The sequence below is a fragment of the Paenibacillus sp. FSL H7-0331 genome (assembly GCF_001956045.1).
The window spans coordinates 53,790-68,841 of sequence record NZ_MRTH01000016.1; the positions used below are offsets into that span (position 1 = coordinate 53,790).

Annotated in this window: 14 protein-coding genes; 8 read left to right on the plus strand and 6 right to left on the minus strand. The window is 46.5% G+C overall.

Features of this window, described 5'->3' with window-relative positions; translation table 11 throughout:
• Window positions 1–658 precede the first annotated feature (658 nt).
• Both BK127_RS22685 and BK127_RS22690 read left to right on the plus strand, forming a co-directional pair.
• Entirely contained in the window at window positions 659–1,606 is a 948-nt protein-coding gene (locus BK127_RS22685) for a helix-turn-helix transcriptional regulator (RefSeq protein WP_076233929.1), read from the plus strand.
• Between the two features lie 65 nt (window positions 1,607–1,671).
• Window positions 1,672–2,211 carry a DinB family protein gene (locus BK127_RS22690; RefSeq protein ID WP_076233807.1) on the plus strand — a complete coding sequence of 180 codons (540 nt, stop codon included), beginning with the start codon at window positions 1,672–1,674 and terminating at the stop codon, window positions 2,209–2,211.
• 94 nt (window positions 2,212–2,305) lie between these two features.
• Here BK127_RS22690 and BK127_RS22695 read toward each other — a convergent pair whose 3' ends face one another.
• The gene (locus BK127_RS22695; RefSeq protein ID WP_076233808.1) at window positions 2,306–3,064 is read right to left on the minus strand and encodes an IclR family transcriptional regulator; all 759 of its coding nucleotides are present in this window, start codon (window positions 3,062–3,064) and stop codon (window positions 2,306–2,308) included.
• Between the two features lie 218 nt (window positions 3,065–3,282).
• Between BK127_RS22695 and BK127_RS22700 the strand changes: the two genes are divergently transcribed.
• The 6 genes from BK127_RS22700 to BK127_RS22725 all read left to right on the plus strand — a co-directional run bounded on the left by BK127_RS22700 (window position 3,283) and on the right by BK127_RS22725 (window position 11,270).
• Window positions 3,283–4,392 (plus strand): ABC transporter substrate-binding protein, encoded by a 1,110-nt coding sequence (locus tag BK127_RS22700; RefSeq protein ID WP_076233809.1) that lies wholly within the window; start codon window positions 3,283–3,285, stop codon window positions 4,390–4,392.
• A gap of 9 nt (window positions 4,393–4,401) precedes the next feature.
• The gene (locus BK127_RS22705; RefSeq protein ID WP_076233810.1) at window positions 4,402–5,499 is read left to right on the plus strand and encodes an ABC transporter ATP-binding protein; all 1,098 of its coding nucleotides are present in this window, start codon (window positions 4,402–4,404) and stop codon (window positions 5,497–5,499) included.
• A 3-nt stretch (window positions 5,500–5,502) separates the two neighbouring features.
• Window positions 5,503–6,354, plus strand: a complete 852-nt coding sequence (locus BK127_RS22710) for an ABC transporter permease (RefSeq protein ID WP_076233811.1) — start codon at window positions 5,503–5,505, stop codon at window positions 6,352–6,354.
• Window positions 6,354–7,154: an ABC transporter permease gene (locus tag BK127_RS22715; RefSeq protein ID WP_076233930.1), complete on the plus strand. Its 801-nt coding sequence runs from the start codon at window positions 6,354–6,356 to the stop codon at window positions 7,152–7,154. Before BK127_RS22710 ends, BK127_RS22715 begins: the two co-directional genes overlap by 1 nt.
• A gap of 18 nt (window positions 7,155–7,172) precedes the next feature.
• Complete coding sequence (locus tag BK127_RS22720) at window positions 7,173–8,309, plus strand: M20 family metallopeptidase (protein ID WP_076233812.1); 1,137 nt, start codon at window positions 7,173–7,175, stop codon at window positions 8,307–8,309.
• Window positions 8,310–8,594: 285 nt separating this feature from the next.
• Window positions 8,595–11,270, plus strand: a complete 2,676-nt coding sequence (locus BK127_RS22725) for a YhgE/Pip domain-containing protein (protein ID WP_076233813.1) — start codon at window positions 8,595–8,597, stop codon at window positions 11,268–11,270.
• A 96-nt stretch (window positions 11,271–11,366) separates the two neighbouring features.
• Here the strand turns inward: BK127_RS22725 and BK127_RS22730 are convergent, their stop codons facing one another.
• The 5 genes from BK127_RS22730 to BK127_RS22750 are packed head-to-tail and all read right to left on the minus strand — an operon-like array spanning window position 11,367 to window position 14,984.
• Window positions 11,367–12,161, minus strand: a complete 795-nt coding sequence (locus BK127_RS22730; RefSeq protein ID WP_076233814.1) for an energy-coupling factor transporter transmembrane component T family protein — start codon at window positions 12,159–12,161, stop codon at window positions 11,367–11,369.
• Window positions 12,149–13,048, minus strand: coding sequence for an ATP-binding cassette domain-containing protein (locus BK127_RS22735; protein ID WP_076233931.1), 900 nt, complete (start codon window positions 13,046–13,048; stop codon window positions 12,149–12,151). The genes BK127_RS22730 and BK127_RS22735 overlap by 13 nt, the downstream gene beginning before the upstream one ends.
• Window positions 13,045–13,857 (minus strand): ATP-binding cassette domain-containing protein, encoded by an 813-nt coding sequence (locus BK127_RS22740; protein ID WP_076233815.1) that lies wholly within the window; start codon window positions 13,855–13,857, stop codon window positions 13,045–13,047. The genes BK127_RS22735 and BK127_RS22740 overlap by 4 nt, the downstream gene beginning before the upstream one ends.
• Window positions 13,858–13,876: 19 nt before the next feature.
• A complete protein-coding gene (locus BK127_RS22745) occupies window positions 13,877–14,407 on the minus strand; it encodes a CD3072 family TudS-related putative desulfidase (RefSeq protein ID WP_076233816.1) in 531 nt (176 codons plus the stop codon).
• Window positions 14,394–14,984: a CD3073 family putative ECF transporter S component gene (locus BK127_RS22750; protein ID WP_076233817.1), complete on the minus strand. Its 591-nt coding sequence runs from the start codon at window positions 14,982–14,984 to the stop codon at window positions 14,394–14,396. Before BK127_RS22750 ends, BK127_RS22745 begins: the two co-directional genes overlap by 14 nt.
• Window positions 14,985–15,052 lie beyond the last annotated feature (68 nt).

The window sequence follows — 15,052 nt, forward strand, 5'->3', positions numbered from 1 at the left end:
ATTGAGAATTCATTCACCAGCTTTCGAAACTCGTATCGCTTGCACGACAAATGGGGAAAAAGAATTTTTGATACTAAAGTGCTGCTGCCGACTATTATGACGAATTGTTACAACAATAAAAAAAGCTATCCTTCCGCTTGAGCGGTCCTGGATAGCTTTTTTGCTGTGAACATGTTATTCGTCTTCTTCCCATTTACGTGAGTAGGCTTTCTTGGTAATCCAAAAAGTCAAACCTAATACGATAATCAAAGAAATAACAGACCCAAAGATGATAGCAACCATCATGTTTAACACGATCCTTTTGGATATATTGAATTCCTAATGTCCAAGCCCCATACCCTGAATGAGCTGACGATAGTTTGCCCATATCTGTTAAATTCATGGCTACATTGTTTATGGAGTATGGACTGTATATGCTCATATTATATCATGCTGTTTGATATATCTGACTATTCGAATGTGGCAAAATTGAAGCAGCGCCCCGTTAGTCACAGAAGTGTAACCGAATTGACCCATTGAAGAAAACGTGGCTCAGTGCTTCGAGCAAACTCAGAGGTCTTTCTCAGGAATAAGGTTAATTTTTCTGAGTATCGATTTTTATGGTAAGCTCTACAAATGAGGAAGCAGGTTGAACTATGTCGGAGGGGATACACCAGATATGAACAAGACGGATCGTTTGTTAGCTATATTACTTGAGCTGCAGCGTAGGGGAGTTATACGAGCAGAGGATCTGGCGGCCAAGTTTGAAACTAGTACAAGGACCATATATCGAGATGTTCAAGCTCTAAGTGAGGCTGGTGTTCCGATAATCGGTGCTCCGGGATTAGGATATTCCTTGATGGAAGGATATTTTTTACCTCCGGTGAGCTTTACCGCGGGAGAAGCCGTGGCGCTAATGATTGGCTCGGACTTTGTCGAGCATAAATTTGATTCAGATTACGGTGCAAAAGCACAAAGCGCTCGAGAAAAAATCGAAGCGATCTTACCGGAAAGTGTAAGCCAGGAGACAAACCGGGTGCGAACGACGATCAGATTGCTTACTACGCGTGAAACACATAATAGTGGACGAGAAAAAGAATGCTTGGAAGCTTTGCGCCGAGCCATACTGGACAAGCGCAAGGTTAGATTTCATTACTCGAAGAATACTCCTGGAGCCGATGGGAATCGTCATAGTGTTCGTGATGTTGCCCCATATGGACTTGTGTTTGCACAGGGTTCATGGATATTAGTAGCGTATTGTGATTTACGTCAGGAGCTTCGCCATTTTCGCTTATCTCGAATGAGTGATTTGACCCTATTGGAAGACTCGTTCACGTTTCCAACTGACTTTAATTTGCAGGACCACAAGCCTGCAGATGACCGGCATGTTCTTGTACGTGTTCAAGTAAACTCGGATATTGCGGATAAAGTTAAGGGGGCAGGCGGCTTTTTTATGACACAAATGGAGGATCATGAGGAAGGCTTATTGGTGACCTTTCACGTTCGTCAGCCTGAGGATCTGCTGCATTGGGTGCTGGGCTGGGGGGCAGATGTCGTGGTGCTTGAGCCAGAATCGCTGCGAGATCGGGTCCGTGAAGAAGCTGAGAAAATGCTGAAACGCTACTGACATTATGGTGTCAGTAGCCTTGTTGTATAGTAAGAGCAGATCAAGAAGAAGGAGCTGTTCAAGCTATGCATACAACCGAAACCTTACAGCATTTTGAAGAAATCACCGATCATTATATTCAGGAATTAAATGAATTTACTATGGAGCAGCTAAGAAGACAACCGAGTGAGAGCGAATGGTCGCTGGGACAAATGTATGTGCATCTTATTAATTCTGCTCTGTATATGCAGCTTCGCAATGCGGATGATTGCATGACGGGAAACGAAGCTGCGGTTATTTCTACAGAAGGAAAAACAGAAACAGGAGAATCGATATTTAACCAAGGAAGCTTGCCGCCAATCCGTATTCAGGTTCCTGCTTCACCGCAATACACACCCGGACAGCCCGATAGTAAGGAGCAGCTTGTCCAAGGGCTGCAAGCGGTCTTGCGTCGAATGAACGAAATTGGACCGATGCTTGATCAAGAATCCTTGCAGCACACCGTCGCTCATCCACGTTTTGGTATGTTAAATGCCAAGGAATGGTTTAGGCTCGTCGAGATGCACTACCGTCACCATTTACGACAGAAGGACCGATTGAAATACGAGTTAGCAAGCAACGTATAAGGATATTAGGAAAGCCTAGAGCTCATAGCTCTAGGCTTTTTGTGGCTTAAGGTAACGCCATTCGGACTGTAATACAATCACAAATAATTAAACACTAATTAGCGTGATAGCCCAATTTGGAGGAAATCTCCCGCGTTACACCTACGATCTGTTCGATTAATTTGTCCTTAAGCGGCAGCATTCGATCACTTGGACCGATAATGCTAATCGAGGCAGTCACTTCCCCATTGGCATTGAATAGGGGGGCAGCAATGCCAGTTACCCCGACGTTTCGCATATTCGAGCTCATTTCATAGCCTTGCTGCTTAATTTCCCGCAGACGTGTCTTTATGGCTTCCGGATCTATAAACGAATAGGGTGTAAATGTATGGATCTCTTCATCCAGTAATTCATCGATTAATGCCGAGTCACAATGGGCAAATATAACTCTGGCTGCTGAAGTGGCATAAAGAGGAAAGCGGCGGTACATATCCACGTTAAATCGTATGGGATACTGGGAGTCAATTTTTTCTACATAAATGGCATCCCTGTCATCTTTCACGCAGAGGGTAATTAATTCGTGGGACATTGCCGCCAAATTTTGTAGATAAGGTTTAACAAACTCCGATAAGTTATGATCCTTGAGAACCTGATTACCCAACTCCAGCAGCGTATATCCCAGACAATACTGCTTGGTGGCAGGATTTTGTCTAATAAAGCCTTCACTTTCAAGTGTAGCGAGCATCTTGTGGACTGCACCTTTGGACAAGGAAAGCTTACGGCTCAAATCACTGACCCCTAGCTCTTTGGAGGGAGACTGAAGGAAAAACTTCAACAATCTGCAGCTATTTTTGACAGACGACAAATGCTCCATAGGAAACTCCTTCGTTATGAATCTAGCATGAATAATCAAAGATAGTGTAGCACAGATTAACAAAATTGTCCTTCGCGTTAGGTTATGTGACATTGGTGCCCTCAAATTGTTAATTTATTGTTGCAGAAGCGAGTATCGACATGTTAAAATCATAACATATTCATGAATAGAAAACGATGTTCTCTATAAGAGAACGATTACAAGGAGGATATGATATTATGTATAAAAAGGCAGGGTCTATTTTATCTGTACTAACGCTTTGCGGTGTTATTTTGTCTGCATGTGGTACGTCGGCAACCCCAGCGAACCCTGAGGCTTCCAAAGCACCTGTGACTGAAGCGCCGAAGACAATGGAGAAGCAGTTGGTAGTAGCCGGTAACGGAGCTACAGTCGAAACCTTGATGAAGGATGAAATTTTCAAAAAATTTAATGAAAAATATCCAGACGTTAAATTGAGCTATGTATCAGGCGTTTCCACTGAAATTGTAGCTAAGGTAAAGGCCCAAAAGGGATCTCCACAGATTGATGTAGCTATCGTTGAAGGCGGAGAGCAAGAAGCCGGACGTAAAGAAGGGCTATGGGCGTCCCTAACTGACAAGGATATTCCAAGCATGAAGAAAGTGCTTCCCGATTTGAAGGTTGCCGAAGACAGTGGAATCGCTGTCAACTTTACGCCAATGGGTATTTCCTATAATGCCGAGCTGGTGAAGTCCAAAGGGCTGCCTGTTCCAGAATCATGGAATGATCTAGCCAAGCCTGAAATGAAAGGCAATTTGACCCTTGCAGAGATTTCAAGTAATTTTGGACGCTCCGCTTTAATTATGCTTGCATACGCTAACGGCGGTTCCGAGAAAAACATGGACCCTGGCTTCAAAAAATTAGAGACGATTGCAGGCTATATGCCGACATTTGCCAAAACCTCCGCACAGCTTCAACAAAATGTACAAAACAAGACAGCCGCTTACACGTCCTGGACAATGGCAAGAAGCTTGGTGCAAAAAGATGCTGGCGTGAACCTGGAATTCGTCATTCCTAAGGAAGGCGCGAACCTGGTGCCGAATGTAGCTACGATGATTAAAGGAGCCAAAAACGAAAACGCGGGTAAAGCATTCATCGAGTTCCTGCTATCTGATGAAGTGCAGCAAATGTACGGCGCCAAACTTTACTATAATCCTGCCGTGGACGTGAAGCTGCCAGCGGATATTGCGAAAAAACTTGCTTTTGACCGCAGTAAGATCGTGAAGTTTGACCTGGAAACCGTAGGAAACGGTACATCGGCCTGGATTGACCGGTTTAACAAAGAAATCGCGCCAAAAGTCGGAAAATAGGTGGATCTCATGAGTAAAAACATTGATGTTGAACTGAAAAACATTCGAAAATCCTTCGGCTCCAACGTGGTGGTAGAAAACTTTAATTTGCAAATCGAGCAGGGAGAGTGCGTCTCCTTTCTCGGCCCATCGGGCTGCGGGAAAACGACTACCTTGAATATGATTGCCGGTTTTCTTGAGCCTGATCAAGGTGATTTATTCATTAAAGGCAAGCGTATGAATGGACTGCCGTCCAATCGACGTGAGCTCGGAATGGTCTTCCAAACGTACTCACTGTTTCCGCATATGACGATTTTTGAAAACGTAGCCTATGGGCTGAAGCTGCGGAAAACGCCCAAAAGCGAAATGCAGGAACGGGTAAAAAAGATTCTTGAGGTCGTTAAGCTTCCGAATGTGGCGGATCGTTATCCGAAGCAGCTTTCAGGCGGCCAGCGGCAGCGGATCGCCATTGCCAGGGCATTGGTCACGGAGCCGTCTTTGTTATTACTGGATGAACCCTTAAGCAATCTGGATGCGAAGCTGAGGGAAGAGCTGCGTGATGAGCTCAAACGGCTGCAGCACGAGATTGGCGTGACGACGATTTTTGTTACCCATGACCAGGAAGAAGCTTTATATCTATCGAACCGGATTGTCGTATTGTCAAACGGGAGCATGGAGCAGGTAGGTAACCCTTGGGAAATCTATAATCGTCCAGCATCCGAGTTTGTGCATACGTTTATCGGTAAGTCGAACCGCATGTCTGGCATCCTGGAGGAAATGCTTCCATCACAATTAGAAATACGGACAGAGGATGGTATCGCTTTGAGGGCTACGCCGAAGGGGATCGATCTGCGGACTGGGGAACAAGTATCCATGTATGTCCGTCCAGAAAGAATACAGCTTGTCCACGAACAGTCTGCTTCTGCGCATATGAACAGCGTGAAAGGCCAAGTCAGGCTGACTTCCTTTCTGGGTGCTTATACGGAGTGCGAAGTCGCTATCGGTAAACAGACGGTAACGGTTCGACTGCAGACAGAACAAGAGGGCGGCGTCATTAAGCAGGGAGAAACGGTTTATCTGGAATGGAAGCCGGAGGACATGTTCGTGTTCCCCAGAAAGGTGGAGTAAGCCATGTCAAAGAAGTCCTTTCTGAGCCCTGCGCTTGTGCTGTTGGTACCAAGTCTGGTGATCATACTGGGTGTGTTTCTGATCCCGATGCTGTATATATTGATGCAGAGCTTTCAGGATCAGCACGAGCAGTTTTCATTTGAAAATTACCTTGTCTTTGTGAAGGATCCTTATTACCTGCAAATTTTGTGGCGAACCATCAAGATCAGTTTAATGACAGTCATCGTTTGTCTGGTCCTGGGCTATCCAGTCGCTTTGTTCATGGCTCAGGCGAGTCCAAAATGGCGTGGTATCGTCACTTTTGCGATCATTTCCCCGCATTTGATCAGCGTCGTGATTCGAAACTTCGGATGGGTGATCATTCTGGGCGAGAAGGGATGGATCAACACCATTCTGATCAAGATCGGGATGGTCCACGAACCGCTGAAATTAATGTATAACGAGCTTGGCGTTGTGATCGGGCTTACCGATGCCAATATTGTCTATATGGTGTTGGCGATTGCCACAAGCTTATATCAAATCGACGCCTCTCTCTATAAAGCGGCTGGTATTTTAGGTGCGAAACGGGCCGATAGCTTTTTCACCATCACACTGCCGCTCAGCTTGCCGGGTATTATTGCCGGAGCGACACTCGTATTCAGCTTGTCCATGAGCGCCTTTGTCACGCCAGCCCTGATGGGAGGAACGTCAGTGAAAGTGCTGCCGGTTATCGCATATGAAAAAATAATGGCTCAATTAAATTGGCCGATGGGAGCAGCCATATCCTTCCTACTGCTGACTTCCACATTTGCTTTGGTCGCGATATTCACCAAAATCGTGGAGACGAAACGATATAAAGAGGTGTTTGCCTCATGATGAAGAAAAATCCTGTGCTTACTATTTTCACTTTTGTTGTTGTACTCTTTGTCGTTTCACCTTTACTCGTGATCATTCCGACATCATGGACCTCTGTTAAATATTTATCGTTTCCGCCAGTAGGTTTTTCGTTCATGTGGTACTCGAAAATTTTGGATCGTCCTGAGTTTATTGATGCTTTTCTTTTCAGTTTGCAGCTGGCAGCATTGTCTGCCATATTGTCCACCTTGATCGGAACGCTTGCGGCCTTGGCGCTGCATAAGTACAAATTCCCGGGTAAAGGGTGGATTAACGGTTTGCTGCTATCTCCGTTAACGGTGCCGGCATTGATTATCGGGATTGCGGCGCTCGTATTTTTTACACGAATTGGATTAGCGGGAACCTTTGTCGGCCTGCTATTGGCGCATATATTGATTTCTATTCCTTATGTGGTCAGGCTCGTGCTGACAGGATTAAGCTCGTTTGATTATACGCTGGAGCGGGCTGCGTACATCCTGGGTGCGAAGCCTCGCAATGTGTTCTGGGATATTACGCTTCCCATTCTGAAGCCTGCCATCATGAGCGGAATGATCTTTGCCTTTTTGACTTCCTTTGATAATGTTACGGTTTCGCTGTTCCTGATTTCCCCTTCGACGACAACGCTGCCGATGGCTATTTTCAGTTACATGCAGGAGACGCTTGATCCGCTCGTAGCTTCTATTTCGTCCGTCGTGATTTTGCTTAGTCTTGTGTTTATTTTAATTTTGGAGCGAGTGTATGGATTGGATCGTATGTTCGGTTCCAATACACATTCGCATTAATGGAGCTGCTTCCTTGTTATGCTACTCATCAATAGAATAGAAACATATATGACTGAATTTATGAGACTGCTCGAAGAATGCGTGAATATCGATTCACCCTCATCGAGCAAGGCTCAGAACGATAAAATGGCTGACTGGTTTACTCATCAAGTGATAAGTTTGCTTGGAGGAAATGTTGTACGTGTACCTAATCCGGAATATGGCGACCGTTTGCTGTGTGAGGTGGGTACGGGTGATAGACAAATTCTGCTTGTGGGACATTATGATACCGTTTGGCCCTTGGGCGAAGCGGATCGCCGTCCTTTCCGTGTGGAGAGTGGACGCGCATACGGTCCTGGCGTTTATGATATGAAGGCGGGGCTGCTGCAAGCTATTTTTGCGATCAAAGCGCTTCAGGATACAGGACGATTTCCTGTGGATAAAAAAATTGTGTTGCTTATGAACAGTGATGAAGAATTGGGAAGTCCATCCTCACGGGAATGGATCGAGGAACAGGCCCGAGAGGCGGAATACGCTTTTGTTCTGGAGCCCCCCATGGAGCCAAGCGGCGCGCTGAAGACAGCCAGAAAGGGCAGTGGCCGATACCAGTTAGTGGTCCGCGGCATTTCTGCTCATGCAGGCGTGGACCCGCAAAGCGGGGTATCCGCGATTGAAGAAATGGCGATTCAGATTCAACGGCTGCATGCGCTGACTGATTTTAGTCGAGGAACCACGGTTAACGTCGGTGTTGTTCATGGAGGCATCGGTCGTAACGTTGTGGCTGATTATGCAGAGGCGGAAATCGATGTTCGGGTCTCATCAACTGAGGAAGCTGTAAGGCTGGAGAAGAGCCTGGAAGGGTTCACCGCTGCTCTGCCCGGAGCGCAGGTTGAACTGACCGGAGGCATGAAACGTCCGCCTATGGAGTCTACAGAGCAGAGCCATTCTTTGTTTAGGCTGGCGAGGGACATAGCGGGGTCAATCTATTCCTATCCATTGGAGGAGACGCATACGGGTGGGGTCAGTGACGGGAATTTCACGGCTTCGATCGGAACGCCTACACTGGATGGGTTAGGATCCAGAGGAGATCATGCACACTCGCCGAATGAATATGTACGCATCGATGAAATTCCGTTTCGTACGGCACTGCTCGCTGAGCTTATTGCCCGTTCTTAATAGCTCATTGTATCAGAAGAGGTTGTCTCAACAGTAGTTCTTGCTACTGGCGAGGCAGCCTCTTTTAAGTATGTGCAGAGCGGATTTTCAGAAAATAGGGGGCTGATTCGTATTTATAACGATGATTTGTATTATTTCGTGTTAAAGCGGGTATTTTACGGCAAATAAAGCCAATCTATAACGGATAAGGTTTCTTCTCAATCATTTCCTTTCATGATAAGATGTCACTTAAGTGTTGAGATCCTTAGCACGTTATTTCATTCCAACAGTACAGGTGGTCCATACATGCGTTCCATATGGCAAATATACAAAACAGATTGGTTAAATATTTTCAAGGTGCCTACCGGGATTTTTCTGATCATAGCCATTATTTTACTTCCATGCTTATATGATTGGGTAAATATTAAATCGGTTTGGGATCCGTACGCCAATACGGAAGGGGTCAAAGTAGCGGTCACGAGCGAGGACCTGGGAACAACTGTTGCGGGGAAGAGCATTAATATCGGTAAGGAGCTACTGGACAGCTTACACAATAACAAGAAGCTTGGCTGGACCTTCGTCACCAAGGAAGAGGCGGAGAAAGGTCTGGATCGTGGCACCTATTATGCCAGCATCTTGATACCATCCGACTTTTCCTCCAAAATCACAGGGATTGTCAACGGCAATCTGGAGCGGCCTGAAGTGATCTATAGCGTTAACGAAAAAGTGAATGCAGTCGCACCCAAGATCACTTCATCAGGTGTCTCAGCGATTACCAAGCAGATTAACGAGAATTTTACGGAAGCCGTCAGTGAAGCTTTACTTACGAAGCTTACAGAAATCGGCATTCAGATCGAGGAGCAACTGCCCACAATTCGTAAGATCGAGACCGGCATCTTTGAACTGGAAGGCAAGCTGCCCGAGATTCAGGCTGCAGGACAAAAGGTGCTGGAGCTGGAACAGAAGCTGCCCGAGATCCATGACAAGGCGCAAATCATTCTTGAAGTGGAGCAAAAAATTCCCGAGATCAATCAAGCCGCTCAATATGTTCTGAAAATCCAGCAAAATTGGCCGAAAATCAATGAGGCGCTCTCGGAAATTGTAGTTATTCAGAATAAACTACCTGAGATCAAACAGGCCGTCGCCCGAATTCAGGAGCTGGATGATAATTTTGACAAGGTAGCCAATACGATTGCTCTTGCCTCAGATAAAGCGGGTAAGGCTATCGAGATCGTGACGGCTGCCCAGAATGCTTTGCCACGAATTGCTGAAATCGCTGATGAAGGCACCGCAATCGCCAATGAACTAAACAAGTTTCTTACAGCCAACGAGGAGACGTTCAAGCTGATTGCTCCGCTGGTTAAGCAAAATTTAACGTTGGCGCAGCAAGCGGCGGATGCCACCACGCTGCTAACAGACAGGCTGTTGAATATCGATCCGGCTTTGCTGCCAACCGCAGCAGAGGTAACAGCCTTGAAGGACAGGCTATCCACAGTTGTGCGATTGCTGGGACACACCTCATCGCTGCTTAGCCGAATCAACAGCTATATCCCGGGTCAGCCATTGAATGATCATATAGCGCGGCTGCAAACAATTGAGAAAAATATGAATCTGCAAATCGCAATTTTGGGCGCGATCGCAACCGATCTGGAGAATGGGAGAACGCCCCTTAGGGATGCGGTTAAACGCTTGAACGAGCTATCCCAAAATACGAGTGCTGCGTTAGGGATTATTCTCTCCAAGTACGATAGTGAGATTGTACCCAACCTGACCAAGGGGATCGAAATACTGAAAACCGTTAACGTTACGACCTCCGATATTCTTCAGACGGCCAAAGGCAAGCTCCCCGATATTAAGGCAATTCTTGAGGACGTGAAGAGTGGACTTGAATTCGGGCAAGCAGAATTGAATAAGATCCAGGAGCAGCTGCCTCAGATCCGCGCGAAGGTTCATGAAATGGCGCAAGCGCTGCAGAGCAAGACAGAAGCTTTTGAGAAGGCGATTAATATCGCCGCACCGTTTGTTCAGGATAAGCTCCCTGAAATCGGGGAGAAGCTGGACAAGGCAGCAGCTTTCATCAATAACGATCTGCCTCAGACGGAGGAGGAGCTCGTCAAGCTGGCCGATTTTGTGCGTAACAAGCTGCCCGAGGTGGAGTCCGGCATCCATAAAGTCGCGGGCTTGGTTCGTGATGATCTGCCTCAACTTGAGCGTGCAATCAGTCAAGCAGCGGACAAGCTTAGAGAGGTCGAAGCTAACAATCACTTCGCTGATCTGGCCAAGCTGCTGCGTGGGGACATCAAGAAGGAAAGTGAGTTCCTGGCCAGTCCCGTACAGATCAAAGAGAATCGGAAATACCCGATACCGAATTATGGATCGGCGATGTCACCCTTTTATTGTGTATTATCCTTATGGGTGGGCGCGACTTTGTTGATTTCGTTATTAAAGTCGGAAGCCGGCAATCCGGAAGGGCGCTATAAGCCCTATCAACTATATTTGGGCCGATTGGCAACCTTCTTGACGATTGGGCTGTTTCAGGCATTATGTATCACGCTCGGCGATTTCTTTATTCTACACGCCTATGTGGCAGATAAAATTTGGTTCGTTCTGTTCGCTATGCTGGTCAGCACTGTATTTGTTACGATAACCTTTACACTCTTGTCCGTCTTTGGCAATGTAGGGAAAGGCATCGCGATCATCTTCATGGTATTCCAATTCTCCAGCTCGGGAGGAACGTTTCCCATCAGTATGACGACGCCTTTTTTCCAAGCTCTGAATCCATTCATGCCATTCACTTATGCGATTAGTCTGCTGCGAGAAGGGGTTGGCGGGGTTCTATGGGCAACGGCGCTCAAGGATATTGTTTGCCTGATCGTTATCATTGGTATCAGCCTGTTCGTGGCTCTGGTTCTGAAGCGTCCGCTCAGTGGTATTATCAAGAAATCGATGGAGAATGCCAAGAAAACGAAAATCATTGATTGATGAAGGTTAACGTATGCGATAAACAAGTTGTCTACGACAAGAAAGAGGTACACTGCACAGGCAGTATACCTCTTTCTTGTGACCACAGGCATTGGATTATTTCAAAATAGTAAGCGTGAGCAGCACAACGGAAGTTATCAAAACGAGATAATCCCTAAGCTCGAATCGGTATAATCGAATCGGCGTTCGCCCCTGATCACCAAGGTAGCAACGGGATTCCATCGCTGTTGCCAGATCCTTGGCGCGAAGAATCGCGAGAACAAACAGAGGTACCAGCATCGGGAGCACTCCGCGAAATCGGGCTAACACGCCTTTACGGTGAAAACCGCCTCCGCGCGCTGTCTGCGCCTTTTGGATTTTATCAAATTCCTCCAGCAGCAGCGGAAGGAATCTCAAAGCGATGGAAAACATCATGACAGCTTCATGAACGGGTACCTTCCACCTTTTAAACACATTCAGCAGCAGTTCCATGCCTTCCGCCAAAATAATAGGCGATGTCGTTCTCACTACGAGAGACAATACGATGACGATTCCGAATATTTGCTCGCACATCATAATGCCTTTGATTGCCCCGTTGTAAGAAAACTCAATATAGCCCCATTGAATCAGCGTTTCGCCTGGTACTGTGAGCAGCATCGATTGATAAATCATCGTAGTAGCAAAAAATAACAGGAGTGATAGGATCGTGAAAGCCAACATCCGCCAAGACAGCTTGGCGACAGCCCACAAGACGATCAGCAGAACAATTTGAATGCTTTTCAGCTCCAAATTGCTGGATAATAAAAGGCCGACTCCAAACAACAATGCGGCTATTATTTTCATTCTCGGATCCCAGCGCTCCAACCAGGAATCCTTTTTTTGATAAATGAGAAAGCTGGCTACGGAAGACATAGACGTTCCTCCTCCAATGAGCGCTGCTGCTTCTTAAACAGACTAATCAGTAATGGAGTGACTTCACTGATGTTGTAAGGATGATTGATTTCAATACCGCAGGCTTCCAGTACTAATTCACGCAGCACCAAGGCAGGAGGTTTCTCCCAGCCCAGTGACGCAAGCAGCGTCGGGTCTGAAAGCAGCGATTGTGGCAAACCGTCCGCAACAATTGTACCGTCCTTGATAATCAACAGCCTTGAAGCGTGCCCAAGCATTTCTTCAAGCTGATGGCTGACCCATATAATTGTTGTGCCCAGCTCCTTATTGAGACGGTGCAGCATGTCAAACAAAGAGGTTCTGGAAGGATAATCCAAACCTGCTGTAGGCTCATCCAGAATGATCAACTCCGGCTCAAGAACCACGACACCGGCAATCGCGACTCTCCGTTTTTCTCCACCGCTTAGCTCAAAGGGGCTTCGCTCTGCAAAAGCATCATAATCCAGTCCGACCGCTTCCATCGCACGCTTTACTTTAGCTTTCTTCTCCTCAGGCGTAAGCCCGCTGTGACGCAGACCAAAGGCAATATCCTCCGCGACCGTTACCGAAAAGAGCTGATGCTCCGGATACTGGAAAATAAATCCAATTCGATCAAAGAGCTCGGGGCGCTTTGAGGTAAATGGGTTGGTTTGATCCAACAGCACATCTCCAAAGGACGGTTTTAAAAACCCTTTGATCAATTGCATGAAGGTCGATTTGCCTGATCCTGATTTGCCAGCGACCGCCAGCATTTCGCCGCTTTGAATGTCAATGTTCACCTGTTGTAATATGCAGGAAATGTCCGTTACTTTGGTTTTCCTGCTGCGCTTCTCGTAAGTAAATGAGACCTCCGACAGTTCAATATTCATAACCATTTCCTCAATTCCTCAATGCTTGAAGAAACCGATACAGGGACGCCCGCTTTGCGGAGCGATAGAGCAAGACTTCTTTCGAATGGAAGCTCTAAACCGCAAGAAGTCAAAAGATCTTCATCGGTCAAAATATCATCAGGCTTGCCAATTTGACGGACCCAACCTTGCTGAAACAAGACGAGGCGATCCGCATCCAGAACCTCCTCCAGGTGATGGGTGATATAAATGATGGCAAAAGGATGTGCCTTACGCGCTGTATGCAGCGTATCGACAAACTGTCTTCTTGCAATAGGATCGAGCATGGACGTAGACTCATCCAAAATCAGATACCGCGGGGACAGCGCAAGCACGGAAGCCAGCGCCAATTTTTGCTTTTCCCCACCCGATAATTGGCTGACCAATCGATCCTCCCCCGCGTTTAGTTGAACCAGCTCCAACGTCCATTGAATTCGGTTCTGAATATCGTGCTGCGGCCATCCTATGTTGGATAATCCGAAGGCGATATCCTCCCCAACGGTTATTCCCACCTGTTGGTTTTCAGGGTTTTGAAATACAATCTGTACCGCTCTACGAATCGCAGGAAGCTGCGAAGCGTCCATCGTAGATCGTCCATCCACGGTGATGGTACCTTCCGTTGGCCATTCGATGCCGTTAAGAAGCTTGGATAAAGACGATTTTCCTGAACCATTAGGACCCAAAAAAGCAACGAATTCATCGGGTGCGATGTCCAGATGGATATTCCGCAAAGCCCATCGATCGGTTTCACTCCCATAGTAGGAGAAGGAAACATCGCGAATAGAAATCATCGTTTCCACACCGCCTTTTCTAGTTGTTCAGATCATTTGCTTGCCGCGAAGTGGCAGATGTTTTCCGATCGGCTGTGATAGGACCGAAAATGCTTTTGTCATCTGTAGGATCAAAGTGTCCTTCTACCGTGTTAGGAATTTGCCAAAAGAAATCAATATGGACATCTGCTTCGTTAGCCATATCGAGCAGGTCCTGCATAAATACGCCTTTACCCGGATCGCAGGAAGGGCTCCCTGCAATGCCCAGCCCCCCTACGATTGTATAGCCGTGATTTTGATAAACCTGTAATTGTTCAATGACTGGAGCGAGTATTTTACGGTTATGCGCATGAAATTCAGGGGTGTCATACTGCTCGACTGTCATCGGTGGACGCTCAGGTCCGAGAAAAGTGAACTCGGGGCACGGAAGCTGAATAATTCCATAGCCTTGCTCATGGGACCATTCAATGACACTTGTCATGACCCCATTGCTCCGCGCCAACTCGGCAACTACAGCGTTTTGATTCAGCACGCAGTGAGAAGTTACGATAATTTTCTTATTTCGCTTCATGAGAAGCACCTTTGTTTCTTAGTTTGAAATCCGGGCGTTTCAACAATGATTGGGGAATGCTTTTGATAACGTAATAAATCAGAACAGCGGATAAAATCTTATCAATCAGGTTATCGAATAATCTCGGCAAAAAAGCAGAGGCGAACACGCTGGAACCTGCATTTTTAAGCCATAATACGGCAATATCCTGAATTCCGCCCGTCAATCCGCCAAATAGGCCTACCGCAATCACTGTTCCTACAACCGGGCAGACGATGCCAAGAATAATACCCGAGATAATGGAATTAAAGAAATTAAATCCGCGTTTGACGGCGATGAAGCCGACTATAAGCCCGACAAATGCATTAACGAGGGCAAAAGGAATCGATGTATAGGACTTGGTAACACCCAGCACCAAGTTAGTAAGAATACCTACAAGCGCTCCCCAGAAGGGGCCAAAGATAGCTGCAATAAAGATCGTACCGACGGTATCGAGAAAAAGGAACGGAATTTTCAGGCTGCCAATAACAGTGCCTGCGATCACATTGATAGCAACCGCCAACGCACCTAAAGTAATAATTAATGTTTTCTGATTCATGCAAGAACTACCTCCAAGGATTCAATTAATAAAAACAGAACTTTCTATTAAGTAGAACGTCACGCTTT

What these genes read in the sequence shown, in the direction of transcription:
- BK127_RS22700 (WP_076233809.1), top strand. Translation starts at nt 3,283, where the DNA reads ATGTATAAAAAGGCAGGGTCTATTTTATCTGTACTAACGCTTTGCGGT.
- BK127_RS22715 (WP_076233930.1), top strand. Translation starts at nt 6,354, where the DNA reads ATGAAGAAAAATCCTGTGCTTACTATTTTCACTTTTGTTGTTGTACTC.
- BK127_RS22705 (WP_076233810.1), top strand. Translation starts at nt 4,402, where the DNA reads ATGAGTAAAAACATTGATGTTGAACTGAAAAACATTCGAAAATCCTTC.
- BK127_RS22720 (WP_076233812.1), top strand. Translation starts at nt 7,173, where the DNA reads ATGCTACTCATCAATAGAATAGAAACATATATGACTGAATTTATGAGA.
- BK127_RS22690 (WP_076233807.1), top strand. Translation starts at nt 1,672, where the DNA reads ATGCATACAACCGAAACCTTACAGCATTTTGAAGAAATCACCGATCAT.
- BK127_RS22750 (WP_076233817.1), bottom strand. Translation starts at nt 14,984, where the DNA reads ATGAATCAGAAAACATTAATTATTACTTTAGGTGCGTTGGCGGTTGCT.
- BK127_RS22710 (WP_076233811.1), top strand. Translation starts at nt 5,503, where the DNA reads ATGTCAAAGAAGTCCTTTCTGAGCCCTGCGCTTGTGCTGTTGGTACCA.
- BK127_RS22745 (WP_076233816.1), bottom strand. Translation starts at nt 14,407, where the DNA reads ATGAAGCGAAATAAGAAAATTATCGTAACTTCTCACTGCGTGCTGAAT.
- BK127_RS22730 (WP_076233814.1), bottom strand. Translation starts at nt 12,161, where the DNA reads ATGTCTTCCGTAGCCAGCTTTCTCATTTATCAAAAAAAGGATTCCTGG.
- BK127_RS22740 (WP_076233815.1), bottom strand. Translation starts at nt 13,857, where the DNA reads ATGATTTCTATTCGCGATGTTTCCTTCTCCTACTATGGGAGTGAAACC.
- BK127_RS22695 (WP_076233808.1), bottom strand. Translation starts at nt 3,064, where the DNA reads ATGGAGCATTTGTCGTCTGTCAAAAATAGCTGCAGATTGTTGAAGTTT.
- BK127_RS22685 (WP_076233929.1), top strand. Translation starts at nt 659, where the DNA reads ATGAACAAGACGGATCGTTTGTTAGCTATATTACTTGAGCTGCAGCGT.
- BK127_RS22735 (WP_076233931.1), bottom strand. Translation starts at nt 13,048, where the DNA reads ATGAATATTGAACTGTCGGAGGTCTCATTTACTTACGAGAAGCGCAGC.
- BK127_RS22725 (WP_076233813.1), top strand. Translation starts at nt 8,595, where the DNA reads ATGCGTTCCATATGGCAAATATACAAAACAGATTGGTTAAATATTTTC.